22 protein-coding genes are annotated in these 23,958 nt (G+C 72.0%); 17 read left to right on the top strand and 5 right to left on the bottom strand.

Features of this window, described 5'->3' with window-relative positions:
• The first annotated feature begins 14 nt into the window (after window positions 1-14).
• The 7 genes from rpe (at window position 15) to ACFWWR_RS22475 (ending at window position 6,582) form a co-directional block, all read left to right on the top strand.
• A complete protein-coding gene (gene rpe, locus ACFWWR_RS22505; RefSeq protein WP_383865784.1) occupies window positions 15-701 on the top strand; it encodes a ribulose-phosphate 3-epimerase in 687 nt (228 codons plus the stop codon).
• Window positions 702-779: 78 nt separating this feature from the next.
• Window positions 780-1,823 (top strand): sugar-binding transcriptional regulator, encoded by a 1,044-nt coding sequence (locus ACFWWR_RS22500; protein WP_383865786.1) that lies wholly within the window; start codon window positions 780-782, stop codon window positions 1,821-1,823.
• 103 nt (window positions 1,824-1,926) lie between these two features.
• Window positions 1,927-2,256: a barstar family protein gene (locus ACFWWR_RS22495; protein WP_384304961.1), complete on the top strand. Its 330-nt coding sequence runs from the start codon at window positions 1,927-1,929 to the stop codon at window positions 2,254-2,256.
• Window positions 2,257-2,387: 131 nt separating this feature from the next.
• On the top strand, window positions 2,388-3,830 hold the full coding sequence (locus ACFWWR_RS22490) for a GuaB1 family IMP dehydrogenase-related protein (RefSeq protein WP_384304959.1): 1,443 nt from the start codon (window positions 2,388-2,390) through the stop codon (window positions 3,828-3,830).
• A gap of 85 nt (window positions 3,831-3,915) precedes the next feature.
• Window positions 3,916-4,413: a GNAT family N-acetyltransferase gene (locus ACFWWR_RS22485; RefSeq protein ID WP_384304957.1), complete on the top strand. Its 498-nt coding sequence runs from the start codon at window positions 3,916-3,918 to the stop codon at window positions 4,411-4,413.
• Window positions 4,414-4,649: 236 nt separating this feature from the next.
• Window positions 4,650-6,119: an amino acid permease gene (locus ACFWWR_RS22480; protein WP_383865794.1), complete on the top strand. Its 1,470-nt coding sequence runs from the start codon at window positions 4,650-4,652 to the stop codon at window positions 6,117-6,119.
• Window positions 6,120-6,129: 10 nt separating this feature from the next.
• A complete protein-coding gene (locus ACFWWR_RS22475; protein ID WP_383865796.1) occupies window positions 6,130-6,582 on the top strand; it encodes an Lrp/AsnC family transcriptional regulator in 453 nt (150 codons plus the stop codon).
• A gap of 1 nt (window position 6,583) precedes the next feature.
• On the opposite strand, the gene ACFWWR_RS22470 is transcribed toward ACFWWR_RS22475, so the two are convergent.
• Window positions 6,584-7,024 carry a hypothetical protein gene (locus ACFWWR_RS22470; protein WP_383865798.1) on the bottom strand — a complete coding sequence of 147 codons (441 nt, stop codon included), beginning with the start codon at window positions 7,022-7,024 and terminating at the stop codon, window positions 6,584-6,586.
• 10 nt (window positions 7,025-7,034) lie between these two features.
• On the bottom strand, window positions 7,035-7,775 hold the full coding sequence (locus tag ACFWWR_RS22465; RefSeq protein WP_383865800.1) for a GntR family transcriptional regulator: 741 nt from the start codon (window positions 7,773-7,775) through the stop codon (window positions 7,035-7,037).
• Between the two features lie 233 nt (window positions 7,776-8,008).
• On the opposite strand from ACFWWR_RS22465, the gene ACFWWR_RS22460 reads away from it, so the two are divergent.
• The 8 genes from ACFWWR_RS22460 to ACFWWR_RS22425 all read left to right on the top strand — a co-directional run bounded on the left by ACFWWR_RS22460 (window position 8,009) and on the right by ACFWWR_RS22425 (window position 17,573).
• Complete coding sequence (locus ACFWWR_RS22460; RefSeq protein ID WP_384304954.1) at window positions 8,009-9,166, top strand: ABC transporter substrate-binding protein; 1,158 nt, start codon at window positions 8,009-8,011, stop codon at window positions 9,164-9,166.
• The gene (locus ACFWWR_RS22455) at window positions 9,163-10,059 is read left to right on the top strand and encodes an ABC transporter permease (protein ID WP_383865804.1); all 897 of its coding nucleotides are present in this window, start codon (window positions 9,163-9,165) and stop codon (window positions 10,057-10,059) included. The genes ACFWWR_RS22460 and ACFWWR_RS22455 overlap by 4 nt, the downstream gene beginning before the upstream one ends.
• Window positions 10,047-10,859 (top strand): ABC transporter permease, encoded by an 813-nt coding sequence (locus ACFWWR_RS22450; RefSeq protein WP_384304951.1) that lies wholly within the window; start codon window positions 10,047-10,049, stop codon window positions 10,857-10,859. Before ACFWWR_RS22455 ends, ACFWWR_RS22450 begins: the two co-directional genes overlap by 13 nt.
• Before the next feature lie 2 nt (window positions 10,860-10,861).
• Window positions 10,862-11,938: an ABC transporter ATP-binding protein gene (locus ACFWWR_RS22445; RefSeq protein ID WP_384304948.1), complete on the top strand. Its 1,077-nt coding sequence runs from the start codon at window positions 10,862-10,864 to the stop codon at window positions 11,936-11,938.
• A 28-nt stretch (window positions 11,939-11,966) separates the two neighbouring features.
• A complete protein-coding gene (locus tag ACFWWR_RS22440; RefSeq protein ID WP_384304945.1) occupies window positions 11,967-13,421 on the top strand; it encodes an HAD-IA family hydrolase in 1,455 nt (484 codons plus the stop codon).
• 105 nt (window positions 13,422-13,526) lie between these two features.
• Window positions 13,527-14,723 carry an MFS transporter gene (locus tag ACFWWR_RS22435; protein ID WP_384304942.1) on the top strand — a complete coding sequence of 399 codons (1,197 nt, stop codon included), beginning with the start codon at window positions 13,527-13,529 and terminating at the stop codon, window positions 14,721-14,723.
• Between the two features lie 322 nt (window positions 14,724-15,045).
• Entirely contained in the window at window positions 15,046-15,834 is a 789-nt protein-coding gene (locus tag ACFWWR_RS22430; protein WP_384304940.1) for a carbon-nitrogen hydrolase family protein, read from the top strand.
• 41 nt (window positions 15,835-15,875) lie between these two features.
• Complete coding sequence (locus ACFWWR_RS22425) at window positions 15,876-17,573, top strand: flavin monoamine oxidase family protein (RefSeq protein WP_384304937.1); 1,698 nt, start codon at window positions 15,876-15,878, stop codon at window positions 17,571-17,573.
• A gap of 222 nt (window positions 17,574-17,795) precedes the next feature.
• Here the strand turns inward: ACFWWR_RS22425 and ACFWWR_RS22420 are convergent, their stop codons facing one another.
• On the bottom strand, window positions 17,796-18,527 hold the full coding sequence (locus tag ACFWWR_RS22420) for a DUF5995 family protein (protein WP_384304935.1): 732 nt from the start codon (window positions 18,525-18,527) through the stop codon (window positions 17,796-17,798).
• A gap of 182 nt (window positions 18,528-18,709) precedes the next feature.
• Between ACFWWR_RS22420 and ACFWWR_RS22415 the strand changes: the two genes are divergently transcribed.
• A complete protein-coding gene (locus ACFWWR_RS22415) occupies window positions 18,710-19,834 on the top strand; it encodes a glycoside hydrolase family 6 protein (protein ID WP_383865957.1) in 1,125 nt (374 codons plus the stop codon).
• A 236-nt stretch (window positions 19,835-20,070) separates the two neighbouring features.
• Here ACFWWR_RS22415 and ACFWWR_RS22410 read toward each other — a convergent pair whose 3' ends face one another.
• Window positions 20,071-21,282, bottom strand: a complete 1,212-nt coding sequence (locus ACFWWR_RS22410; protein WP_383865820.1) for an MFS transporter — start codon at window positions 21,280-21,282, stop codon at window positions 20,071-20,073.
• A 124-nt stretch (window positions 21,283-21,406) separates the two neighbouring features.
• Between ACFWWR_RS22410 and ACFWWR_RS22405 the strand changes: the two genes are divergently transcribed.
• On the top strand, window positions 21,407-22,855 hold the full coding sequence (locus tag ACFWWR_RS22405) for an ROK family transcriptional regulator (protein ID WP_383865822.1): 1,449 nt from the start codon (window positions 21,407-21,409) through the stop codon (window positions 22,853-22,855).
• Here the strand turns inward: ACFWWR_RS22405 and ACFWWR_RS22400 are convergent.
• The gene (locus tag ACFWWR_RS22400; protein ID WP_384304933.1) at window positions 22,852-23,589 is read right to left on the bottom strand and encodes an SDR family oxidoreductase; all 738 of its coding nucleotides are present in this window, start codon (window positions 23,587-23,589) and stop codon (window positions 22,852-22,854) included. The genes ACFWWR_RS22405 and ACFWWR_RS22400 overlap by 4 nt on opposite strands.
• Window positions 23,590-23,958: the final 369 nt, after the last annotated feature.

Raw genomic sequence — 23,958 nt, 5'->3', positions numbered from 1 at the left:
GGCAGTCTTGGGGCATGGCCGCGCAGATCAATCCCAGCATCTTGTCCGCCGACTTCGCCCGCCTCGCGGACGAGGCGAAGGCGGTTGAGGGAGCCGACTGGCTCCACGTCGACGTCATGGACAACCATTTCGTCCCGAACCTCACCCTCGGCGTGCCGGTCGTAGAGTCGCTGGCCCGTGCGACGGACACCCCGCTGGACTGTCATCTGATGATCGAGGCCCCCGATCGGTGGGCGCCCCAGTACGTCGAGGCGGGTGCCTCTTCCGTCACCTTCCACGTCGAGGCTGCCGCCGCTCCGGTCCGGCTCGCCCGGGAGATCCGGGCCAAGGGCGCCCGCGCCTCCATGGCGCTGAAGCCCGCCACGCCCATCGAGCCGTACGAGGATCTGCTTCCCGAGCTCGACATGTTGCTGATCATGACCGTCGAGCCGGGCTTCGGGGGTCAGGCGTTTCTCGACATCATGCTGCCGAAGATTCGCCGCACCCGCGAGTTGATCAACAAGCACGGCCTGGAGATGTGGCTCCAGGTCGACGGCGGAGTCTCGGCCTCCACCATCGAGCGCTGCGCGGACGCGGGAGCCGACGTGTTCGTCGCCGGCTCGGCGGTCTACGGCGCATCGGACCCGGCCGAGGCGGTACGTGCATTGCGCACGCAGGCGGAGGGGGCGACGGCCAAGGCCTCCTGGGCATGCGGCCACTGAACCACGGGAACGTGAACGGCTCTCATCAGGGCTGATCAAGTGCGCCGGATCTGCAAGGATGAACGGCGAATCCAGAGTGTGAACAGCAGTGAGGAGATCGCCGTGTCGGGTATGTCGGCGGGCCGGTCAGCCATGCGGATGGGACCCGCTGAGCTGGTGCAGGCGGCGGCCATGGCCCGCCGCTTCTACCTCGAGGGCAAGTCCAAGATCCAGATCGCGGAGGAGTTCGGCGTCAGCCGCTTCAAGGTGGCCCGGGTCCTGGAAACCGCTCTCGAACGGGATCTCGTACGAATCGAGATCCGCGTGCCGGCCGAGCTGGACGCGGAGCGCTCGGACGCGCTCCGCGCCCGCTACGGCCTCAGGCACGCAGTGGTGGTCGAGTCCCCGGCCGAGGCCGAGGAGACACCCGACCCCGAGAATCTGGGAGAAGTGGCCGCTGACCTGCTCGGCGAGCTCCTGAACGAAGGTGATGTGCTGGGTCTGGCCTGGGGCCGCTCCACCATCCACATGGCGGCGGCGCTGGACCGGCTGCCACCGTGCACGGTGGTGCAGTTGACGGGCGTGTACGACGCCGGGACCGCCGAGCGCGGCTCGGTGGAGGCGGTACGGCGTGCCGCGCAGGTGTCGGGCGGCGACGCCCATCCCATCTACGCGCCGATGCTGCTGCCGGACGCCGCCACCGCGATCGCCCTGCGCAACCAGACAGGGATCGCCCGGGCCTTCGAGTACTTCGACAAGGTCACGGTCGCCTGCGTCTCCATCGGCTCCTGGGAGCCGGGCATCTCCACGGTGCACGACATGCTCAGCGACGAGGAGGTGTCGCACTACGCCTCGCTCGGTGTCGCCGCCGAGATGTCCGCGCACCTCTTCGACGTCGACGGTCGCCGGGTGGGGCGGGATCTGGGCGAGCGGTGCATCACGGTCAAGGCCGACCAGCTCCGCCGTATCCCCGAGGTCGTCGCGATCGCGGGCGGGCAGCGCAAGGCGGCCGCGATCGACGCGGTGCTGCGGTCCGGCCTCGTCACCAGCCTGGTGACGGACACGTCGGCCGCGGACTACCTGATGACGGCGGGGCCCACGCCGAAGCCGGCCCTCAACCGGGCCGACCCCGACGGGATCTGACGGACCGTCCGCAAGGGGGTGGCCATGGCGGTACTCCGCCATGGCCACCCCCTTTGTGGTCACTACACCGACGATCACCCCAACTCTTCGGGACGGTGCTGAGATGGCGGACGAGCTCGCGGGCCGGCGCGTGGTCGCGCTGGACCTCGACGGGGTCACGGACAAGGCGGGACTGAGGGACCGCTGCGCGCGGGCCCTGGAACTGCCCGACTGGTTCGGCCGCAACCGGGACGCGCCGGCCGACTTCCTCGGCGACCACACCGTCTGGCCCGAGGGCGCCGTCGAGAAGGGGCTGCTGATCGTCGTACGGAACTGGCAGCCGTACGCGAAGGCGCGGCCGGAGGAGTGGGAGACCGCCCGGGAGGTGTTCGCCGAGGCGGCGGACCGGACGTCGGCGCTCTCCGTGGCGCTCGCCCTTGGAGGTTCCTCCTAAGGCCCCTCTGACCTGCCTGGATGTTTCGCCCGTGCCTCGTGTGCCGGCCGCCGTGGGACAATGAAGTACGTGCTCTTCCCCCTGGCTGACCTGTCCGGGGGCCACCTCTGATCGACTGGGATGTGCAGCACGTGCGTTTCCTCAATGACATCCAGCCCCCGTACGACCTGACGTACGACGACGTCTTCATGGTCCCGAGCCGCAGCGCGGTCGGCTCGCGACAGGGCGTGGACCTCAGCTCCCCGGACGGCTCGGGCACCACCATCCCGCTGGTCGTCGCCAACATGACCGCCATCGCCGGGCGCCGCATGGCCGAGACGATGGCCCGGCGCGGCGGGCTGGTCGTCATTCCGCAGGACATCCCTATCGAGGTCGTCACCGAGGTCGTCTCCTGGGTGAAGAGCCGTCACCACGTCCTGGACACCCCGATCGTGCTGGCCCCGCACCAGACCGTCGCCGACGCGCTGTCCCTGCTGCCCAAGCGCGCGCACAACGCCGGTGTCGTCGTCGACGAGGAGCAGCGGCCCATCGGTGTCGTCACCGACCGGGACCTGACCGGGGTGGACCGCTTCACTCAGCTCGAAGTGGTCATGTCCAAGGACCTGCTGCTGCTCGACGCGGACATCGACCCGCGCGAGGCCTTCAACCGGCTGGACCACGCCAACCGCCGCTACGCCCCCGCCGTCGACGGGGACGGCCGCCTCGCCGGCATCCTCACCCGCAAGGGCGCCCTGCGCGCCACGCTCTACACGCCGGCCGTCGACGCGAACGGCAGGCTGCGCATCGCCGCCGCCGTCGGCATCAACGGCGACGCCGCGACCAAGGCCAAGCAACTGCTGGACGCGGGCGTCGACACCCTCGTCATCGACACGGCGCACGGCCACCAGGAGTCGATGATCAGCACGATCAAGCTGGTGCGCGGCCTCGACCCGCACGTGCCGATCGTGGCGGGCAACATCGTCGCCGCCGAGGGCGTCAAGGACCTGATCGAAGCCGGCGCGGACATCATCAAGGTGGGTGTCGGACCCGGCGCCATGTGCACCACCCGCATGATGACCGGCGTCGGCCGGCCGCAGTTCTCCGCGGTCATGGAGTGTGCCGCCGAGGCCAAGAAGTACGGCAAGCACGTGTGGGCCGACGGCGGTGTCCGCCATCCGCGCGACGTCGCGATGGCGCTGGCCGCCGGTGCGTCCAACGTGATGATCGGGTCCTGGTTCGCCGGTACCTACGAGTCCCCGGGCGACCTCCAGCAGGACGCCGACGGGCGCCTGTACAAGGAGTCCTTCGGCATGGCCTCCGCCCGTGCCGTGGCCAACCGCACGTCGGAGGAGTCGGCGTACGACCGCGCCCGCAAGGCGCTGTTCGAGGAGGGCATCTCCACCTCCCGCATGTTCCTCGACCCGGACCGCCCCGGCGTCGAGGACCTGATCGACTCGATCATCGCGGGCGTCCGCTCCTCCTGCACCTACGCGGGGGCCGGCTCCCTGGAGGAGTTCGCCGAGAAGGCCGTCGTCGGCATCCAGAGCGCGGCCGGTTACGCGGAGGGCAAGCCGCTGCACGCCAGCTGGATGTGAGCAACTCCGGTTCGTACGGCCCTCGTTGTCCCGCTCGTGGGGAAAACCGGGGGCCGTTCGCGGGTGCGGGCCCTATCGTCGGGTCATGGAGATCACCGTCTGCGGCCTCGCCGACGTGGCGCTGCTCGACCGGTACATGGGCTCGCCCGGCGTCCCCTCGTTCCACGCCCGCCGGTTCGCGCGGCAGCAGGCGGGGGAGTGCACATACCTCGTCGCCTGGCTGGACGGGCGGCCCGTCGGGCACACGGAGATGCGCTGGCTCGGCTGCGCGGCGCCAGACGTCACGGTGGACTGTCCCGAGATCGGCGGGCTGGGCGTCTGGCCGGAGGAACTCCGCTCGCGCGGCATCGGCACCGCGCTGATCCGCGCCGCCGAGGACCTGGCCCGGGAACGGGGCCTGACGACCGTGGGCATCGGCGTCGGCGTGGAGAACCCGCGCGCGGCCGCCCTCTACGCCCGGCTCGGCTACCGCCCCCTCGTCGACTACGTCGACCGGTACTCGTACCAGGACCACGACGGGACGACCCGCGAGTGCGTCGAGCCGTGCACGTTTCTTGTCAAGGAACTGGTGTCAGGGCGCTGACCTGGGCCTCGCGCAACGCACGAAAGCCGCCGCGCAACGAACACCCGCCACCCCGCGATGAACGCAACGATCTTGCGAAGATGCGCAAGGTTGCCGCATTACGACCGCGATGCCCTGGCTCATAGGGTCATGCGCTGTACGTGGCGTGGCGGGGACCCCGCTCGGTGGGTTCCTGCTCGCGCAGGGGTGCCGCCGGTCCCCGCCGCCCTCAGAGGCAGCGACAAAGGAGTCAGCGCGTGCTCGACCAAGGCGCACCCCCGAACCAGCGCAGTCAGAACCGGCCCTCGTCCCCGGGCCTCGGTGCGCGCCTCATGCGTCGCAAGCCGGTGGAACGCCTGGTCGCCGAGGGCGGCCAGGGCGAGGGAGGCAGCCTGCGCCGCTCCCTGGGGCTCTGGCAGCTGACCATGATCAGCATCGGTGCCACCCTCGGCACCGGCATCTTCGTCGTCCTCGGCGAGGCCGTTCCCAAGGCCGGCCCGGCCGTCACCCTCTCCTTCGTGATCGCCGGCCTCACCGCGCTGTTCTCGGCCCTGTCCTACGCCGAGCTGGCCGGCACCATCCCGGTCGCCGGATCCTCGTACTCGTACGCGTACGCCACCATGGGCGAGCTGGTCGCCTGGATCTGCGGCTGGTGTCTGGTCCTGGAGTACGGCGTCTCGGTCGCCGCCGTCGCGGTCGGCTGGGGCGAGTACCTGAACGAGCTGCTCGACGGGACGCTCGGCATCACCATCCCGGCCGCGCTGTCCGCCCCGCCCGGCGACGGCGGCGTCTTCAACCTGCCGGCGCTGATCGTCGTCCTGCTCGCCATGGCGTTCCTGCTCGGCGGCGCCCGGGAGTCCGCCCGGGCCAACACCGTCATGGTCGTCGTGAAGATCGCCGCGCTGGTGTTGTTCTGCGCGATCGGCGTCCAGGGCTTCCGCTCCGGCAACTACGAGAACTTCATGCCGCTCGGCATGGCCGGGGTCAGCGCGGCCGGGGCGACGCTCTTCTTCTCGTACATCGGCTTCGACGCCGCCTCCACCGCCGGCGAGGAGGCGAAGAACGCGCAGCGTGACCTGCCCCGCGCGATCATGCTCTCGCTCGTCATCGTGACCGCGCTGTACGTCCTGGTCGCGGCCGTCGCCGTCGGCGCGAAGCCCTGGCAGCGGTTCACCGATTCCGAGGCCGCCCTCGCCCAGATCATGCGCGAGGTCACCGGCCAGACCTTCTGGGGCACCCTGCTGGCGTTCTGCGCGGTCGTCGCCATCGCCAGCGTCGTCCTGACCGTTCTGTACGGCCAGACCCGCATCCTCTTCGCGATGTCCCGGGACGGGCTGATGCCGAAGGTGTTCGGCCGCGTCCACCCGAAGACCGGCGCGCCCCGCGCCAACACGGTGATCGTGTCCCTGTTCTGCGGTGTGCTGGCCGCGGCCGTCCCGCTGGGCCAGCTGGCCGACGCCACCAGCATCGGCACCCTGTTCGCCTTCGGGCTGGTCAACATCGCCGTCGTGGTGCTGCGCCGGACCCGTCCGGACATGCCCCGCACCTTCCGGGTGCCGCTGTCGCCGGTCCTGCCCGCCCTGGGCCTCGGCTTCTGCGTCTGGATGATGGGCAGCCTCTCGGCGATCACCTGGGTGGTCTTCGGAGTCTGGATGGCCGTCGGGCTCGTGTTCTACTTCGGGTACGGCCATCGCCGCTCCCGTCTTGCCCCACCTGAAGCGAAGTGAACCACCCGCAGTGCTGAACGATCTCGACGAACGCATCGTGCACGCCCTCGCCGAGGACGCCCGCCGCTCCTACGCGGACATCGGGCAGCTGGTCGGCCTGTCCGCGCCCGCCGTGAAACGGCGCGTGGACCGGTTGCGCGCCACCGGAGCCATCACCGGCTTCACCGTACGGGTGGACCCCTCGGCCCTCGGCTGGGAGACCGAGGGGTTCGTCGAGATCTACTGCAGGCACAACACCTCGCCGGACACCATCCGGCGGGGACTGGAGCGGTACCAGGAGGTCGTGGCCGCGTCGACCGTCACCGGTGACGCGGACGCGGTCGTCCAGGTCTTCGCCGCCGACATGCGGCACTTCGAACGGGTCCTGGAGCGCATCGCGGGGGAGCCGTTCGTGGAGCGCACGAAGTCCGTGCTGGTGTTGTCGCCGTTGCTGCGGAGGTTCTCGTCCGGGTCGCCGACCTGACCTATCCCGCCTGGCGACGGATCGCGGACAGCAGGCGTCCGGTGAGTGCGGCGTGCGCGCCCGAGGCGATGACCAGCAGCCGGTAGAGACCGCCGGCCGGCCCCGGGAACCTGGCCCGGGTCTCGGCCCGCAGCCGGGTGCGGCCCGGGCCCGCCCCGTCGAGGCGGAAGACCAGGGCGTACGTCGAGAAGTGGTGGCGGCCGATCAGGACCAGCTCCCGGCCCCGGTCCGCGGAGGCCACCCGGAAGCCGGGCACCGTCGAGCCCTCGGCCAGCGGCCGGGGCCCGGAGGCCGTACGGTCCGCGCAGCCCACCAGGCGTGCGTACCCGGGCCCTAGGGAGGCGCGGTCCAGGACGTCGCCGATGCCGCGCCAGACGGTGTCGGCGTCCGCCGCGACCACGGTGGCGTGTTCGTCGACGTACGGCAGGGCGGCGATCTCCATGAGGGCTCCTTCAGTCGGCCGTCTTGCGGGCGAGCGCGTTGTTCCCTATCGAGTTGTGCACACTGAAGCTGACCGCGTCCGAGCGGTAGCGGTCGTCGGAGCACTCCACCGGGCGCCCTTCGCGGGTCGTCGTCACCCGGCGGACGCGCAGCAGCGGACTCGTCCGGCGGATGCCCAGCAGTTCCGCGTCCCGGGCGCCCGCCGCCACCGCGTCGATGACGTGCTCACCGTAGGCGAAGACCAGGCCGGTGTCGTCGAGAAGGCGTTGGGTGACCGAGGGACAGTCCGGCTCGATCGGCTCGACTGCGGGGGCGATCCAGTCGGCGTACACGGTCCGCTCCAGCAGGACCGGCTCGCCGTCCAGGCCGCGCAGCCGCAGGACGTGCAACACCGCGGTCCCCTCGCGCAGTTGGAGACGCACGGCGTCCTCGGCGGTCGCCGGGCGGTACTCCTGCGCGACGACCCGGCCGGTCGCCTCGCGGCCCATCGCGCGCGCCCACTGGGCGAAGCTGCGCAGTTCGGCGAAGCTCTGGCTGCGGCGGCCGGTGAGGACCATGCGGCGGGCGCCCTGGCGTGAACCGATGAGGCCCTCGGCGGTGAGTGCCGCGACGGCCTGGCGGACCGTGCCGCGCGAGACGCCGTAGTGCGCCGCGAGGTCGGTCTCGGCGGGCAGCAGACTGCCGACGGTGTACTCCTCGCGGTCGATCGCCCGGCGCAGTTCGTCCGCGATCTCCTCGTGTCGCGCAGCCATGATCCCCCTCCGAGTCAGCCGCTGTGCACAGCATGACCAGCCTAGTCGACTTCCGGCGCCGCCCGGGGTGGCTCGGGTTGTGCAGGAATTCAGCGGTCAGGGTTTCGCCAGTGTTTACCGGGGCGACACCGGCGGCGTGCGTACTGAGGCCAACTTGTTCAGACAAGTTCCTGTGTCTGACCGTCGTTCTCCCTGTTTGGCTCCTGCACCCCCGCGCGTCCCCTGGAGAAGCCGTGACCGTGTCCCTGCCGAGATCAGCCGTCCGCGGCGGCGCCCTCGCCGTCGTCGCCGCGCTCGCCCTGAGCGCCTGCGGCGCCGCCCCCGACACCGCGTCCACCACCGCCGACGGCAAGAGCGCCGCCACCGCCACCTCCGCAGCCGACTTCGGCGGCCTGGCCGCCCTGGTCAAGGCGGCGAAGAAGGAGGGCACGCTCAACGCCATCGCGCTGCCCCGTGACTGGGCCAACTACGGCGCCCTCATCGACGGCTTCGAGAAGAAGTACGGCATCAAGGTCGAGGTCGAGAACCCGGACGGCTCCAGCCAGGACGAGATCAACGCCGTCACCTCCCGGAAGGGCCAGGGCCGTGCCCCGGACGTCCTGGACCTCGGCAGCTCCTTCGCGCTGAGCGCGGCCCAGCAGGGGCTGCTCGCGCCCTACAAGGTGGCCGCCTTCGCCGACATCCCGCAGGGGCAGAAGGACGCGAAGGGCCGCTGGTACAACGACTACGGCGGGTACATCTCGATCGGCTGCGACGCCAAGCGGGTCACCACCTGCCCCACCACCTTCAAGGACCTGCTCAAGCCCGAGTACAAGGGCCAGGTCGCCCTCAACGGCAACCCCACGAAGTCCGGTTCCGCGTTCGGCGGCGTCTGGGCGGCCGCCCTCTCCGACGGCGGTTCCTTCGACGACATCCAGCCCGGCCTCGACTTCTTCGCGAAGCTCAAGAAGAACGGCAACTACACGCCCGTCGAGTCCACCCCGGCCACCGTCGAGAAGGGCGAGACGCCCATCAGCATCGACTGGGACTACCTCAACGCCGGGTACGCCGACGAGTTCAAGTCCAAGGGCGTCGACTGGACGGTGTCGGTGCCGAGCGACGGCAAGTTCTCGCAGTACTACTCCCAGGCCGTCAACAAGGACGCCCCGCACCCGGCGACCGCCCGCCTGTGGCAGGAGTACCTCTACAGCACCGAGGGCCAGAACCTGTGGCTCAAGGGGTACGCCCGGCCGGCCCTGATGACCGCCATGGAGAAGGCCGGCACCCTCGACAAGACGGCCGCCGCCAAGCTGCCCGAGGTCTCCGGAACCCCCTCCTTCCCGACCGAGGCGCAGCAGGGCAAGGCCAAGACGGTCCTCGGACAGGGCTGGGCGAAGGCCGTCTCCGGATGACGGCCACCCTCCCGCGCCTCGACACGGCGACCGCCGCTCCGGTGAAGCGGCGGCGCCGTGCCCTCGGCTGGCTCGCCGTCGTTCCCCTGCTCGCCTTCACCGCACTCGCCTTCGGACTGCCCGCCCTGGCCATGCTCGACGGCGCCTTCACCGCCAAAAACCCGGACACCGGGGCCAGTTCGTACACCGTCGACAACCTCACCGCCTCGCTGCAGGGGGCGTATCTGACAGCCCTGATCGGCAGCGTGAAGCTGTCCGCGGTGACGGCCGGGATCGCCGCGCTGCTCGGGCTGCCGCTCGCCCAGGCCGTCGTGACCTCCCGCTCCCGCGCGCTGCGCGAGGCGGTGCTCACCGCGTCCGGGGTGCTGGCCAACTTCGGCGGTGTCCCGCTGGCCTTCGCCTTCGTCGCCACGCTCGGCAACGCCGGCGTGCTGACCCGGTACTTCGGCCTGACGGACAAGGGCTGGGACCTCTACAGCTTCTGGGGTCTGGTGATCGTCTACCTGTACTTCCTGATCCCGCTCATGGTGCTCACGATCACCCCGGCCCTGGAGGGGCTGCGGGTGCAGTGGCGCGAGGCCGCGCAGAACAACGGCGCGACCTCCGTGCAGTACTGGCGGCACGTCGCCCTGCCCGTGCTGATGCCCTCCCTGCTCGGCGGGCTCGTGCTCCTCTTCGGCAGCGCGTTCGCCGCCTACGCCACCGCGGCGGCCATGGTGGGCAGTTCGGTGCCGCTGGTCACCCTGCAGATCGCCGACGCCATCTCCGGCAACGTGCTGGTCGGCCAGGAGAACGTGGCGCTCGCCCTGAGCCTCGACATGGTCCTCGTCGCCGGTCTGGTCATGGCGGTGTACCTGCCCCTGCAACGACGGAGCGCCCGATGGCTCGCCTGAACTCGTGGCGGTGGCTCGTGTCCGGCCTCGCCGCCCTGTACTTCCTGGTGCCGCTGGCCGCCTCCGTGGTCTTCACGGTCGACGTGCCCGGGCAGGGCGTCACCTTCGACGCCTACACGCAGATCGTCTCCGCCGACGGGTTCGTCTCCAGCCTGCTCGTGTCCCTGGAACTGGCCGCCGCGACGATCGCGCTCGTCCTGCTGCTGATGGTGCCCGCCATGGTGGCCCTCCGGCTCGGCGCGCCCCGGCTGCGACCGGTCGTCGAGGTGGTGTGCTCGCTGCCGTTGGTCGTCCCGCCGATCGCCTTCGTCGCCGGCATCTCAACGGTCCTGAAGTGGGGGCCCGAACACCTGTCACGCACCCCGCTGTTCGAGACGTTCGTGGCCATCCAGAACCCTGACTTCCCGTTCGTGCTCGTTCTCGCGTACGTCGTGATGGCCCTGCCGTTCGTGTACCGGGCGCTGGACGCCGGCCTGAGGGCCGTCGACGTGCCCACCCTCGTCGAGGCCGCCCGCAGCTGCGGCGCGTCCTGGCCGCAGGCCCTGGTCCGGGCCGTGCTGCCCAATCTGCGCGGGGCACTGCTGAACGCCTCCTTCCTGACCCTGGCCCTGGTGCTCGGCGAGTTCACCGTGGCCCAGCTGCTGGGCTTCCAGCCGTTCGCGGTGTGGATCTACAGCGTCGCCGGATCGCAGGCCCAGCTGTCCGTCGCCGTGTCCGTGCTCAGCCTGTTCGTCACCTGGGCCCTGCTCCTCGCGCTCGCCGGCGTCGGCGGGCGCGACCGTACCGAGTCCCGGGGATGATCATGACCGCGACCACGCCTGAGAAGACGGCCACCGACAAGGCAGCCACCGTCGAGTTCCGGGGACTGCGAAGGGAGTACGGGCCGACCGTCGCCCTCGACGGCCTCGACCTGACCGTGCGGCCGGGTGAACTCCTCGCCCTGCTCGGCCCCTCCGGCTGCGGCAAGACCACCGCGCTGCGGATGCTCGCCGGGTTCGAGCACCCCGACTCCGGCGAGGTGCTGGTCGACGGCGAGGACGTCACCCGCGTCCCCGCCCACCGGCGCGACGCCGGGATGGTCTTCCAGTCGTACAGCCTCTTCCCGCACCTCGACGCGCTCGACAACGTGGCCTTCGGGCTGCGGATGCGCAAGGCGCGTACGGCCGAACGGCGAGCGCGGGCCGCCGAGTTGCTGGAGCTGGTCGGGCTCGCCGACAAGGGCGGGCGGTACCCGCACCAGCTCTCCGGCGGTCAGCAGCAGCGCATCGCGCTGGCCCGCGCCCTCGCCCTGCGCCCCCGCGTCCTGCTTCTCGACGAACCGCTCTCCGCGCTCGACGCCAAGGTGCGCCTCACGCTCCGCGAGGAGATCCGGCGGCTCCAGCAGGAGCTCGGCATCACCACGCTGTTCGTGACCCACGACCAGGAGGAGGCCCTGTCCATGGCGGACCGGGTCGCCGTCATGCACGCCGGCCGCCTCGAACAGTGCGCCGCCCCCGCCGAGTTGTACGGCCGCCCCGCCACCGCCTTCGTCGCCGAGTTCGTGGGCACGATGAGCCGGATCCCGGGGCACTCCTCTCAAGGTGTCGTCGAGGTACTGGGACAGCGGCTGCCGGTCGACGGCCAGGCCCCGTCCGCGGCCGAGGTGGACGTGCTCGTGCGGCCCGAGGCGATGCGCGTACGGGCCGACGACGCCGGGGACGCGCGCGTGGTCGCCACCGCGTTCCTCGGAGCGGCCGTCCGCGTCACCGTACGGCTCGCCGACGGCACGGAGGTGAAGGCCGACCTGCCCACACACGAGGCCGCCGCGCTCGGTGCCGGGGCCGCGGTGAGCGTGTCGCTGCCGGAGCGTCCGGTACTGGTGGCGGAACGTACCCGCTGAACTCCCCCCACCCAGGAAAGAGACAACTGTGAACCGACTCCCGCTCCAGGCCGTCCTGTTCGACATGGACGGCACGCTCGTCGACACCGAGCGGCTGTGGTGGGAGGCGGTGGAGCGGGTCGCCGGACGCGCCCTGACGGAGGCGGACCAGCCGGAGGTGCTCGGCCGTCCGGTCGAACACACCGCCGCCTGGCTCGCCGCGGCCACGGGCACCCCGGCCGAGGGCCTCGCCGACGCCCTCCACCGGGAGTTCGCGGACCGGGTGCGCACCGGCATCGTGCCCCGCCCCGGCGCCCTCGGCCTGCTCGACGCCCTGGCCGGGGAGGACGTACCCACCGCCCTGGTGACGGCGTCGCCCCGAGCGGTCGCCGACACCGTGCTGGCGGCGCTCGGCGCGAGCCGCTTCGCGGTCTCCGTCACCGCCGACGACACCGAGCACACCAAGCCCGCCCCCGACCCCTACCTCGCCGCCTGCCGCTCCCTCGGCGTCGACCCCGCCGCCTGCGTCGCCGTCGAGGACACGCAGACCGGCGTCACCTCCGCCGAGGCGGCCGGCTGCGCGGTGCTCGCGGTGCCCTCGCTCGCCCCGATCGAGGCGGCACCCGGGCGGACGGTGCTGGCCAGCCTGGAGGACGTGACGCCATCGCGTCTGCGCGCCCTGTTGCCTCAGACGCTCCGCGTCATGACCTGGAACCTCTGGTACGGAGGCACCAAGGTCCGCGACCACCGGGCCAAGCAGCTCAAGGTCATCACGGAGACCGGCGTGGACGTGGTCGGCCTCCAGGAGACGCAGGGCACCGCCGCCCAGGAACTCGCCGACGCCCTCGGCTGGCACCACCACCGGGCCGGCGAGAACCTAGGCATCATCAGCCGCCACCCGATCACCGCCCGCTTCGGCGATCCGGACGTCGGCTTCTACGGTGCGGCGGGTGTCCGGATCCGGATCGGCGCGGGCCCCCAGGTGGACATCTGGACGACGCACCTCGACCACAAGCCGTACGGGCCCTACGAGTCCGCCTTCGACAGGCTCCCGGCCGACGAGCTGACCGCCCACGAGGAGGTGCGGCTCGGACAGATACGGGACACCCTGCGCCGGATCGGCGACACCGTGCCGGTCGTCCTCGTCGGCGACTTCAACAGCCCCTCCCACCTGGACCGGTCCGACGTCGAGTGGCCGGTGAGCAAGGCGGCCGAACAGGCGGGCCTGAGCGACTCCTACCGCGAGGCCCACCCCGACCCCGTACGCGACCCCGGCCACACCTGGTCCCCGGTCCACGCCGAGCACGAGGACGGCAGTGGCCGCCCGGAGCCGCAGGACCGCATCGACTTCGTCCTGCACCGGGGCCTCGGGGTGCTCGGCTCCCGGACGTACGTCAGCGGTCTCCCCCTGCCGTGGCCGGACGTCGAGGACAACGACTGGCCGTCCGACCACGCGGCCGTGATCACCATATTTTCGCTGGGCGGCGGGGCGGAGCCGGTCTAACATCGGTTCCATGACCTGGCGACATTGATCCACCAGCCGTGCCTCCCGAGGGCCACCTCGGACGCCGTACCTCCGGCATCCGATTCGTCCCTGCGGGAAGGCCTCATGACACTCTCACCTGCGCGTGTGCCCGACACCACCGGTGTGCGGCGACTCACGGCCACGCTGTACGGCTACGCGTTCCTCGACGACCTCGTCCTGCTCTACCCGGTGTACGCGCTGCTGTTCGCCGACACCGGTCTCTCCCTGTGGCAGATCTCCTCCCTCTTCGCCCTCTGGTCGCTCACCGCCGTGCTGCTGGAGGTCCCCTCCGGCGCCTGGGCCGACGCCGTGTCCCGGCGCACGCTGCTGTGGATCGGCCCGCTGCTCACCGCCGTCGGCTTCGCGCTGTGGGTGATGGTCCCGTCGTACGGGGCCTTCGCGCTCGGCTTCGTCCTGTGGGGTGCCGGGGGAGCGCTCGGCTCCGGCGCGTTGGAGGCGCTGGTCTACGACGAACTGGACCGGCTCGGCGCCGCCGACCGGTACGCGCGCGTCATGGGCCGGGCCAGGGCGGCGAGGCTGCTGGCCACGATGGCGTCGGTGGGCCTCGCCGGCCCGGTCCTCGCGCTGGGCGGCTACCCGGCCGTGGGCGCGGCGAGCGTCCTGGCCTGCCTGCTGACCGCGGCGACCGCGACGCGGTTCCCGGAGCACCGCATGCCGTCGGCGGCCGGGGACGGTGGCTGGGCGACGAGCCTGCGGGCCGGACTCGCCGAGGCCCGCGACGACCGGTCCGTGCGGGGCGCGCTCCTGCTGGTGCCGGCCGTCGCCGCGGTGTGGGGCGCGCTCGACGAGTACACCCCGCTGCTGATCCGCGACCTCGGAGTGGCGGACGAGACGGTGCCCTATCTGGTCCTGTTGATCTGGGCGGGCGTCACCGCCGCGAGCCTGCTCGCCGGGCCGGCCGAACGCCTGGGCACGACCGGACTCGCCGTGCTGCTCGCGGGCGCCGCGCTCGCCCTGGCCGTGGGCGCCGTGGCCCGGACGCCGGCCGGCATCGCTCTGGTGGCCCTCGCCTTCGGCGGCTTCCAGCTGGCCGAGGTGCTCGCAGACGTCCGCCTCCAGCACCGGATCGAGAGCACCGGCCGGGCCACCCTGACCTCGGTCGCGGGCCTCGGCACCGAACTGGCCACGGTCGCCGTGTTCGGCGTGTACGCGACCCTCGGCACGCATGCCTCGCACGGCACCGTCTTCGCGATGCTCGCGGTGCCGTACCTGGTGACGGCGGTCGTGCTGGCGGCGAGGGCGCGGCCGGCCGTGACCTAGCCGTGCGGGCGGCGGGGTGGTTCGGCACCGGCAGGTTTCTCGCCCCCGCCGCCTCTACCCGTCCCATCCCCAGGGGGTTCCGCCCCCTGGGCCCCCAGCCTGCCGCCCCCCCCGACTCGGTCGGTCGAAAGGGTGGGCCGTGTCGTAGCCGGTTCCCGCGCGCAGGACGGGGGAGTGAACGCAACGAATCGCCGCCGGACGGTCTGTGCACGCAACGATCAGCTCGTCGGCGCGCAACGGCTCCTTCTTGTCCGCCCGAGTCGGCCGCCCGTACCGTCTACATGGCCCCCGCAACCACTCTTCCGCCCGGTGAGGAACACGCATGCGCACCGCCCTGCTCCAGAGCTCCGGCCGCCCCGGCTCGAGCGTCGAGAACCTCAAGGTCCTCGACGAGGCCGCAGGCCGGGCCGCCGCCGCGGGCGCCGGGCTCCTGGCCGCGCCGGAGATGTTCCTCACCGGGTACGCGATCGGCGACGACATCGGCCGCCTCGCCGAACCCGCCGACGGCGAGGCCGCGGACGCGATCGCCGAGATAGCCTGTCGACGGGGCCTCGCGATCGCCTACGGCTATCCCGAGCATGCCGGGGACGTCGTGCACAACTCCGCCCAGCTGATCTCCGCCGACGGCACCCGCCTCGCCAACTACCGCAAGACCCACCTCTTCGGCTGCTTCGAGCGCGACCACTTCACGCCGGGCGACGAGACCGTCGTACAGGCCGAGCTCGACGGTCTGCGGGTCGGCCTGATGATCTGCTACGACGTCGAGTTCCCGGAGAACGTCCGGGCCCACGCCCTGGCCGGCACCGACCTCCTCCTCGTGCCGACCGCGCAGATGCACCCGTTCCAGTTCGTCGCCGAGTCGGTCGTGCCGGTACGCGCCTTCGAGAACCAGATGTACGTGGCGTACGTCAACCGGGTCGGCCGGGAAGGGGAGTTCGACTTCGTCGGACTCTCCACCCTCGCCGGGCCAGACGGAGTCGCCCGCACCCGCGCCGGACGCGGTGAGGACCTTCTCCTCGCCGACGTCGACCCCGCGTTCCTCGCCGCGTCCCGCGAGGCGAACCCCTACCTGAAGGACCGCCGTCCCGGCCTCTACGGGTCCCTGGTCTGAAAATCCCCAACGCCTTTTTCTGTGCAAGGAGTCCGTACCCCATGACGTCCACCGTGCCCAACGCCGTCGAGCACGCAGACGAGCAGCAGCCGCCGATCACCATGTTCGGCCCGGACTTCCCGTACGCGTACGACGACTTCCTCGCCCACCCGGCGGGGCTCGGCCAGATACCCGCGACCGAGCACGGCACCGAGGTCGCGGTCATCGGCGGCGGGCTGTCCGGCATCGTGGCCGCGTACGAGCTGATGAAGATGGGGCTCAAGCCCGTCGTCTACGAGGCCGACCGGATCGGCGGCCGGCTGCGGACCGTCGGCTTCGACGGCTGCGACCCCTCCCTCACCGCCGAGATGGGCGCGATGCGCTTCCCGCCCTCCTCCACGGCCCTGCAGCACTACATCGACCTGGTGGGCCTGGAGACCCGGCCCTTCCCCAACCCCCTAGCGGAGACGACGCCTTCGACCGTCGTCGACCTCAAAGGCGAGTCGCACTACGCCGAGACGGTCGACGACCTGCCCCAGGTGTACCGGGACGTCGCCGCCGCCTGGAACAAGTGCCTCGAAGAGGGCGCCGACTTCTCCGACATGAACCAGGCCATGCGCGAGCGTGACGTGCCGCGCATCCGTGAGATCTGGGCCCAGCTCGTCGAGAGGCTCGACAACCAGACCTTCTACGGTTTCCTCTGCGACTCCGAGGCCTTCAGGTCCTTCCGGCACCGCGAGATCTTCGGCCAGGTCGGCTTCGGGACGGGAGGCTGGGACACGGACTTCCCCAACTCCATCCTCGAAATCCTCCGCGTGGTCTACACCGAGGCCGACGACCACCACCGCGGCATCGTCGGAGGCTCCCAGCAGCTGCCGCTGCGCCTGTGGGAGCGCGAGCCGGAGAAGATCGTCCACTGGCCGTACGGCACCTCGCTCGCGAGTCTCCACGAGGGCGGCGAGCCCCGCCCGGCCGTGACGCGGCTGCACCGCACCGCGGGCAACCGGATCACCGTGACGGACGCGGGCGGCGACATCCGCACCTTCCAGGCGGCGATCTTCACCGCCCAGTCCTGGATGCTGCTGTCGAAGATCGCCTGCGACGACTCGCTCTTCCCGATCGACCACTGGACGGCGATCGAGCGGACCCACTACATGGAGTCGAGCAAGCTCTTCGTGCCCGTCGACCGGCCGTTCTGGCTGGACAAGGACGAGCAGACCGGCCGGGACGTCATGTCGATGACCCTCACCGACCGGATGACCCGCGGGACCTACCTGCTGGACGACGGTCCGGACCGGCCCGCCGTGATCTGTCTGTCGTACACCTGGTGCGACGACAGCCTGAAGTGGCTGCCGCTGTCCGCCAACGAGCGGATGGAGGTCATGCTGAAGTCGCTCGGCGAGATCTACCCGAAGGTCGACATCAGGAAGCACGTCATTGGCAACCCGGTGACGGTCTCCTGGGAGAACGAGCCCTACTTCATGGGCGCGTTCAAGGCCAACCTGCCCGGCCACTACCGCTACCAGCGGCGCCTGTTCACCCACTTCATGCAGGACCGGCTGCCCGAGGACAAGCGGGGCATCTTCCTCGCCGGGGACGACATCTCCTGGACGGCCGGCTGGGCCGAGGGTGCCGTGCAGACCGCGCTGAACGCGGTGTGGGGCGTCATGCACCACTTCGGCGGGGCGACCGACGCCACGAACCCCGGACCGGGGGACGTGTACGACGACATCGCGCCCGTGGAACTCCCGGAGGACTAGGGCCTGTCCGGCGGATCATGCCGCAGACGCGGGGACTGGCACGCCGATCTGCGGCGTTGTCGTCGGTTGCCGACTCCTCCACTCTCGACTTCGCTCGAGCGGGGGCCCCCATCGCGTCGACGCCCTCCTCCGCCTTGCAGCTCGACGCACCAGGCCCCGCTCACCTGCGTCGATGAGGCGCCGCGGATTTCCTGCGACTTGATCCGCCGGACAGGCCCTGGATCACCGGTCGGGGATCGGGGTGAGGAGCATGCGTCCCGCCAGGCCCACCGCCGCGTCCAGGCGTTCGGTGAACTCCTCGGCGACGTCGGGCAGCCGGCGCAGCACCCACAGGGCCCGCGCCGCGGTCCACGTCGCCTCCCGGGCGCGCTCCAGACTCCATGCGCCGAGCAGATGAGTGAGCGGGTCGGCGATCTGGAAAAGGTCGGGGCCCGGCATCAGCTCTTCGCGGATGCGCTCCTCCAGCGAGACGAGGAGATCGCCCACGCGGTCGAACTCGTCCTCCACGTCGGCGGGTTCGCAGCCGAGCGTACGACAGGTGTCCACGACGGCGAGCGCCAGGTCGTGCCCGATGTGCGCATTGATGCCCGCGAGGGCGAACTGCAACGGGCGTACGCCGGGGTGGCGGCGGAACTGGAACAGGGGCCGCCAGCAGGCCGGCGGGCGCCGCTCGTCGGCCACCGCCTCGACGGCGTCCAGGTAGCGCTCCGCGAACCGCACGTCCAGCGTGATCGCGGCCCGCGCGTCCCCCAACTGCCCGCTGTCGATGCGCCGGTCGACCGCCTCGGTGACAGCGAGGTAGACGCGGTTGAAGACGGCGAGGCCGTCACGCGCCGGAAGGGTCGCGTCGAGCGCGCGCATACGGGAGATGACGTCGTCCACGGGAGTGACGATCCGGTCGACGGGAGGAGTGAGCCGCTCGACGGGGGTGGTGACTTGTTCGCATTGCACCATGTGGGCAGAGTCGCAGCTTTAGGCTGGCCCGGGTACCGGCAGGCCCGACGCTTCCCCAGAACGGGGGAACGCGCCTGCCGCGGGGGAGAGCGACAGGGGGGAGCTGCACTGTGTCAGGCCTACGTGCGCAGCGTCTGGCCGCGCGCCGGGCCGAGCGCAGGCGGACCGCGCGGCGGGGCGCCATGGTCGCGGCGGCCTCCGTGGTGGTCGCGATAGGCACCGCGACCGGAATGCTGTCCGCCCTCGAGGACCGGCCCGACTCCGACCAGGCGAGGCCCGAGGTGACCAGCTCGCCGTACCTCGCGCCGCTGCCCGCCGTCCCGACGCCGTCCGCCTCGCCCGGCGCGAGCGGCTCCGCCTCGCCGTCCGCGAAGAAGAAGGCCAGTCCCACGCCGTCCCGCACGAAGACGGAGACGGCGGCGAAGCGGCAGTCTCCCGCCACCTCCACCCGGCTCTACCGCTACCCCGAGTCCCAGGTGCTCGACTGGGTCCGTGCCCACAGCGGCGACCCACGCCACGCGGTCATAGAGTCCCGCATAGCCGAGCAGCCCGCGGCGGTCTGGTTCGCCGACTTCACGCCGTCGACCATCACCAGCCGGGTCCGCGCGGTCACCTCCGGCGGCGGAGCGCAGGGCCAGGTCCCCGTCGTCGTGCCGTACGCCATCCCCGGTCGCGACTGCGGCGGCGCCTCGCAAGGCGGTGCCCCCGACCTCGACGCCTACGACGACTGGATCGACGCCTTCGCCGCCGGGCTCGGCTCCGACGAGGTCATCGTGATCCTGGAGCCGGACTCGGTCGCCCAGGCCGAGTGCCTCTCGTCGGGTGAACGCGACCGCCGCTTCGCCTCGCTGGCGCGCGCGGGCCGCGTCCTCAAGGCCGCCAACCCCAAGGCACGGGTCTACTACGACGCCGGCCACTCCGGCTGGAACGACGCAGCGAAGCAGGCCGGCCGACTGCGGCAGGCCGGCGCCGCCTCGGCCGCCTCCTCCGACGGCATCTTCAGCAACGTCTCCAACTTCCACCGCACGGCCGACGAGATCGCCTACGACCGGCAGATCCTCGACGCCCTGGGCGGCCCGTCCGGCCTCGGCGCCGTCATCGACACCAGCCGCAACGGCAACGGCGCCCCGGCCGACGGCGAGTGGTGCGACCCGGCCGGCCGCAAACTGGGCCGGACGCCCACCCTGAACACCGGAGAGGCGCGGATCGACGGCTACCTGTGGGTGAAGCTGCCGGGGGAGTCGGACGGCTGCAAGGGGGCGCCGGGGACGTTCACGCCGTCGTACGCCTACGACCTGGCGCGCTGAGGAGGGCCCGCGCCCGGGGCAAGGAGCTGCCCACGCCCCCACCCTGTCGCAGGGCCGACTGATGCCGGTCGCGGTCCACTTTCGCACGTTGCTGATCAGCTACGAGGCCCGGTCGCACGGACCGGTAGGTAGCCGTCCATCTCCGGCTGGAGCGCCTCGGCACCACCGGCCCGGCGTACGGGCGCTGGTGCGGCCGGCCGCGTGGACCTCGCGGCCCGAGCCCCGGGGCGACGGTTTCAGGGCCGCGGGCCGGGAACCGAGGCGGCCCGCCGACCGACCTTCGGCCGGTCCCGGTCGCCCGCACGCAGCACGCCCGCGAAGAGCACGAGCCCGCACGCCAGGACCGTCACCAGACCGAACGACACCGTCAGGCTGGTCGCCTGGGCGATTCCGCCGATCGCGCTCGGCGCGACCAGCCCCGAGGTGTACGTGATCGTCGCGACCCCGGCGATGGCCAGGCTGGGGTTCGGCCCGCTGCGGCCCGCCGCGGCGAAGCACAGCGGTACGACGACGGCGATACCGAGACCCATCAGCGCGAACCCGCCCATCGCCACGGCCGGATGACCCGCGACGACGATGAGCAGCCCGCCGGCGGCGGCGAGGACTCCGCCGACGCGCACCGTGCGCACGGAGCCGTACCTGTCCACCACCTTGTCGCCCACGAGCCGGGCGAGCGCCATGGTGAGCGTGAAGCCCGTGGTGCACGCGGCCGCCAGCCCCGCCGAGGCCTCCAGCCGGTCGCGCAGGTACACCGCCGACCAGTCCAGGCTCGCGCCCTCCGCGAACACCGCGCAGAACCCGACCGCGCCGATGAGCAGCGCCGACCGGGGCGGCAGCGCGAACCGGGGCGGCGGCTCCGCGTCCTCGGCCGGCTGGAGGTCCAGCACCCACGCGCACGCGGCGACGCCGAGCACGGTCAGGACCCCGGCCGCCAGCACGTGGTGCAGCCGGGCGTCCGCTCCGAGATGCGCGGCGAGGGTGCCGGCCGCCGACCCGATCAGGGCGCCCGCGCTCCACAGGCCGTGCAGGCCGGACATGATCGACCGGCCCAGGCGGTTCTCGACCTCGACGCCGAGCGCGTTCATCGCCACGTCCGCCATGCCCGCGGTCGCGCCGTAGACGAACAGGGCCAGGCAGAGGGTGAGGAGGTTCGGGGCGAGGGACGGCAGGACGAGGGACAGGCTCCACAGGGCGATCAGGCCGCGCAGGGCGTTCCGGGCGCCGAAGCGGTGGCTGATTCTGCCCGCGAGCGGCATCGCCACGGACGCGCCGAGCGCGGGGAAGGCCAGGGCGAGGCCCAGTTGCCCCGCGCTCACCGACGCATGGTCCTGGATCCACGGCACCCGGGTCGCGAACGAGCCCGTCACGGCCCCGTGCACCGCGAACACGGCGGCCACGGCGTACCGGGCCCGCCTCACCTCGACTTGGTCGTAGACCACTTCACTCATTCTCCGGCCCCTCCAGGGTTTCGGTCCCCGCCCGACGACCGCGTAAACTATCAGGAACCCTGCCTGATAGATAGCGGCCAACCGGCCCCGCTGCACGGCCCCGCCGATCTGGAAGGATCCCGGCATGCCCGCATCCCCGAGCACCGCCCGGGCCATCAACGACAGACTCGCCCTGCGTCTGCTCCAGCAGGAGGGCCCGTTGACGGCAGGGCAGCTGAAGAAGCTCACCGGCCTGTCCCGGCCGTCCGTCGCCGACCTCGTCGAACGCCTCACCGACTCCGGTCTGATCACGGTGGTCGGGGAGTCGGGCGAGCAGCGGCGAGGGCCGAACGCCAAGCTGTACGGCATCGTCGCCGACCGCGCCCATCTGGCGGCCCTCGACGTCCGTACCGAGGGAGTCGCGGTCCTCGTCTCCGACCTCCTCGGCCGGGTGCTCGCCGAGGCGTCCGTGCCGATACGCGACGACACGGGCACCGGGTCCGCGGTGGAACAGGCGGTCACCCTCGTCGAGCGGGTGGCGAAGGAGGCCGGCGCCGACCGGCTGCACACCCTCGGCATCGGCGCACCCGGGCTGATCGACCCCGCGAGCGGCGACCTCCACGACTCCTCGGGCCTGCCCGAATGGCACCGTCGGCTGATCGCCGCGCTGCAGGAGAGCTTCCCCCGGGCCACGGTCAGCGTCGAGAACGAGACCAATCTCGCCGCCCTCGCCGAGCAACGCGACGGCGCCGCCCGCGACCGGGACACCTTCGTGCTGCTCTGGCTCGGCATGGGCATCGGCGCCGCGGTCGTCCTCGACGGAACACTGCGCCGGGGAGCCTCCGGCGGCGCGGGCGAGATCGGCTTCCTGCCCGTGCCGGGCACGACCGGCCTGCCGTCGGCGACCGGCTGCGACGGAGGCTTCCACTCCCTCGCGGGCGCCGACGCGGTGGCCGACCTCGCGACGGAGTACGGCGTGACGGCCCGGTCCGCCGCACACGAGCCACGGGCGGCGGCACTGGTCCGCGCGGCGGTGGAGGGTGTTACGGCCGGGGTGGACGGGGCGGTGGCGGAGGGGCCGACGGCAACGGACAGCCCGGTGGACCGACCGGCGGCCACGGCGACACGGGCACCCGGTGGAGTTTTCACGGAGGGTGGCCATGCCGAGCCGCCGGCCGCCTCCGGTGGCGGCCGGCACGCCCCCACCCGAGGCGGCCAAGCCGGGCCGCACACCGATCCTGCCGGCGATCGTGGCCGGAACGGCCGCGCGGAGCATGGCCGCACCGCGCCGCACCCTGCCCCCGCCTCCGCCGCCGACCGCTTCCTCGACGCCCTCGCCGACAGGGTCGCCCTCGGTGCCGCCGCCGTCGTCGCCGTACTGGATCCGGGCTGCGTGGTGCTGGCGGGGGAGGTCGGTCGGGCGGGCGGTGAGATTCTGGCGCGCCGTGTCCAGGAACGTCTCGCTCGGTTGTCCCCTCTGCCGACGGAGGTGCGGCCCAGCGCCCTGGGCGGGGGCGCGGTGCTGCGCGGGGCGCTGCTCACGGCGCGGGACCGGGCGCAGGACGAGCTGTTCGCGCCCCGGAGGAGCGGCTAACCCCGCCGAGCCAGGTAGTCCTCGAACGTCGCCTCGCCCACCGCCCGTTCCGGCGTCAGGTGACCGCCCGCCCGGAACTCCCGGTACGCCTTGCCCGTGAGCGGCACGTTCACCACCGCCCGCCTCCGACCCGTCGCCTTCAGGTACGCGCGGGCCAGCGACTCGAACGACCGCACCTCGGGCCCGCCCATGTCGTCGACCCGTCCCGCGGGCGCGTCCACCGCCAACCCGGCCAGCCTGTCCGCCACTTCGGCCACCTCGATCGGCTGGTCCCGGACACCCGCCGGCAGCGGCACGACCGGCGACTTGGCCAGTACCCGGAACACCTGCGCCAGCAGATCGTGGAACTGCGTGGTCCGCAGCACGGTCCAGCCGATCCCCGACGCCTCGACCTGCTGTTCCACGGCGAGCTTGGTCCGGTAGTAGCCGAACGGCACCCGGTCCACCCCGACGATCGAGATGTAGACGAGGTGGCCCACCCCCGCCCGCCGCGCCGCCCCGATCAGGTGCTTCGCCGCCCGCTCGTCACCGCCGCGCGGTGTGCTCGCGCAGTGCACGATCGTGTCCACGCCCGCGACGGCCGCGTCCAGTCCGGCGCCGCCCTCACGCAGATCGACGGCGTACGGCTTCGCGTGCCGGCTGAGCACCCGCACCTTGTGCCCGTCCGCACGCAGCCGCTCGGTGACGAGCCGGCCGAGCGTTCCGGTACCGCCGGTCACCAGGATCATGGTCATGCTGTTCAGCCCCTTCTGGCACCGGACGCTCCCGGATGGAGCGCCCCTCGCCAGCTGAGACCGGACAGCCCTCGCCGAAGTGACAGTCGGCCACGGCCTCGTGAGCTGACGACGTACGCATTTCCAGCTTGTCGGGGTTCGGCACGGCCCGCACCTGCGTGATCATCCCGTCCCGCACACGACCAGCTCCCGCTGCCGCTCGGGGGCCGGCTCGAAACGGGGCCGTGGCTCGTTCACCTGCCGGACGCCCACCGGTACAGCTGACGGCAGTTGGTCTCGGTGAGGTCGAGCTCGTCCGCGATCTCCCGCGTATCCGAAGGCCTCCCGCAACACGGGTTCTGGGGCCGAGCGCTCCGTCGGAGGTGACGA

The organism is Streptomyces sp. NPDC058678 (genome assembly GCF_042714835.1).
GTDB lineage: Bacteria > Actinomycetota > Actinomycetes > Streptomycetales > Streptomycetaceae > Streptomyces.
This window is presented reverse-complemented; position numbering and strand designations above follow the sequence as displayed.

Excerpts from the sequence above, each read along its gene's own strand:
- ACFWWR_RS22455 (WP_383865804.1), top strand. The coding sequence starts at position 9,163 with ATGACGGCCACCCTCCCGCGCCTCGACACGGCGACCGCCGCTCCGGTG.
- ACFWWR_RS22405 (WP_383865822.1), top strand. The coding sequence starts at position 21,407 with ATGCCCGCATCCCCGAGCACCGCCCGGGCCATCAACGACAGACTCGCC.
- ACFWWR_RS22470 (WP_383865798.1), bottom strand. The coding sequence starts at position 7,024 with ATGGAGATCGCCGCCCTGCCGTACGTCGACGAACACGCCACCGTGGTC.
- ACFWWR_RS22485 (WP_384304957.1), top strand. The coding sequence starts at position 3,916 with ATGGAGATCACCGTCTGCGGCCTCGCCGACGTGGCGCTGCTCGACCGG.
- ACFWWR_RS22420 (WP_384304935.1), bottom strand. The coding sequence starts at position 18,527 with ATGGTGCAATGCGAACAAGTCACCACCCCCGTCGAGCGGCTCACTCCT.
- ACFWWR_RS22445 (WP_384304948.1), top strand. The coding sequence starts at position 10,862 with ATGACCGCGACCACGCCTGAGAAGACGGCCACCGACAAGGCAGCCACC.
- ACFWWR_RS22435 (WP_384304942.1), top strand. The coding sequence starts at position 13,527 with ATGACACTCTCACCTGCGCGTGTGCCCGACACCACCGGTGTGCGGCGA.
- ACFWWR_RS22425 (WP_384304937.1), top strand. The coding sequence starts at position 15,876 with ATGACGTCCACCGTGCCCAACGCCGTCGAGCACGCAGACGAGCAGCAG.
- rpe (WP_383865784.1), top strand. The coding sequence starts at position 15 with ATGGCCGCGCAGATCAATCCCAGCATCTTGTCCGCCGACTTCGCCCGC.
- ACFWWR_RS22415 (WP_383865957.1), top strand. The coding sequence starts at position 18,710 with ATGGTCGCGGCGGCCTCCGTGGTGGTCGCGATAGGCACCGCGACCGGA.
- ACFWWR_RS22465 (WP_383865800.1), bottom strand. The coding sequence starts at position 7,775 with ATGGCTGCGCGACACGAGGAGATCGCGGACGAACTGCGCCGGGCGATC.
- ACFWWR_RS22410 (WP_383865820.1), bottom strand. The coding sequence starts at position 21,282 with ATGAGTGAAGTGGTCTACGACCAAGTCGAGGTGAGGCGGGCCCGGTAC.
- ACFWWR_RS22400 (WP_384304933.1), bottom strand. The coding sequence starts at position 23,589 with ATGACCATGATCCTGGTGACCGGCGGTACCGGAACGCTCGGCCGGCTC.
- ACFWWR_RS22450 (WP_384304951.1), top strand. The coding sequence starts at position 10,047 with ATGGCTCGCCTGAACTCGTGGCGGTGGCTCGTGTCCGGCCTCGCCGCC.
- ACFWWR_RS22430 (WP_384304940.1), top strand. The coding sequence starts at position 15,046 with ATGCGCACCGCCCTGCTCCAGAGCTCCGGCCGCCCCGGCTCGAGCGTC.
- ACFWWR_RS22495 (WP_384304961.1), top strand. The coding sequence starts at position 1,927 with ATGGCGGACGAGCTCGCGGGCCGGCGCGTGGTCGCGCTGGACCTCGAC.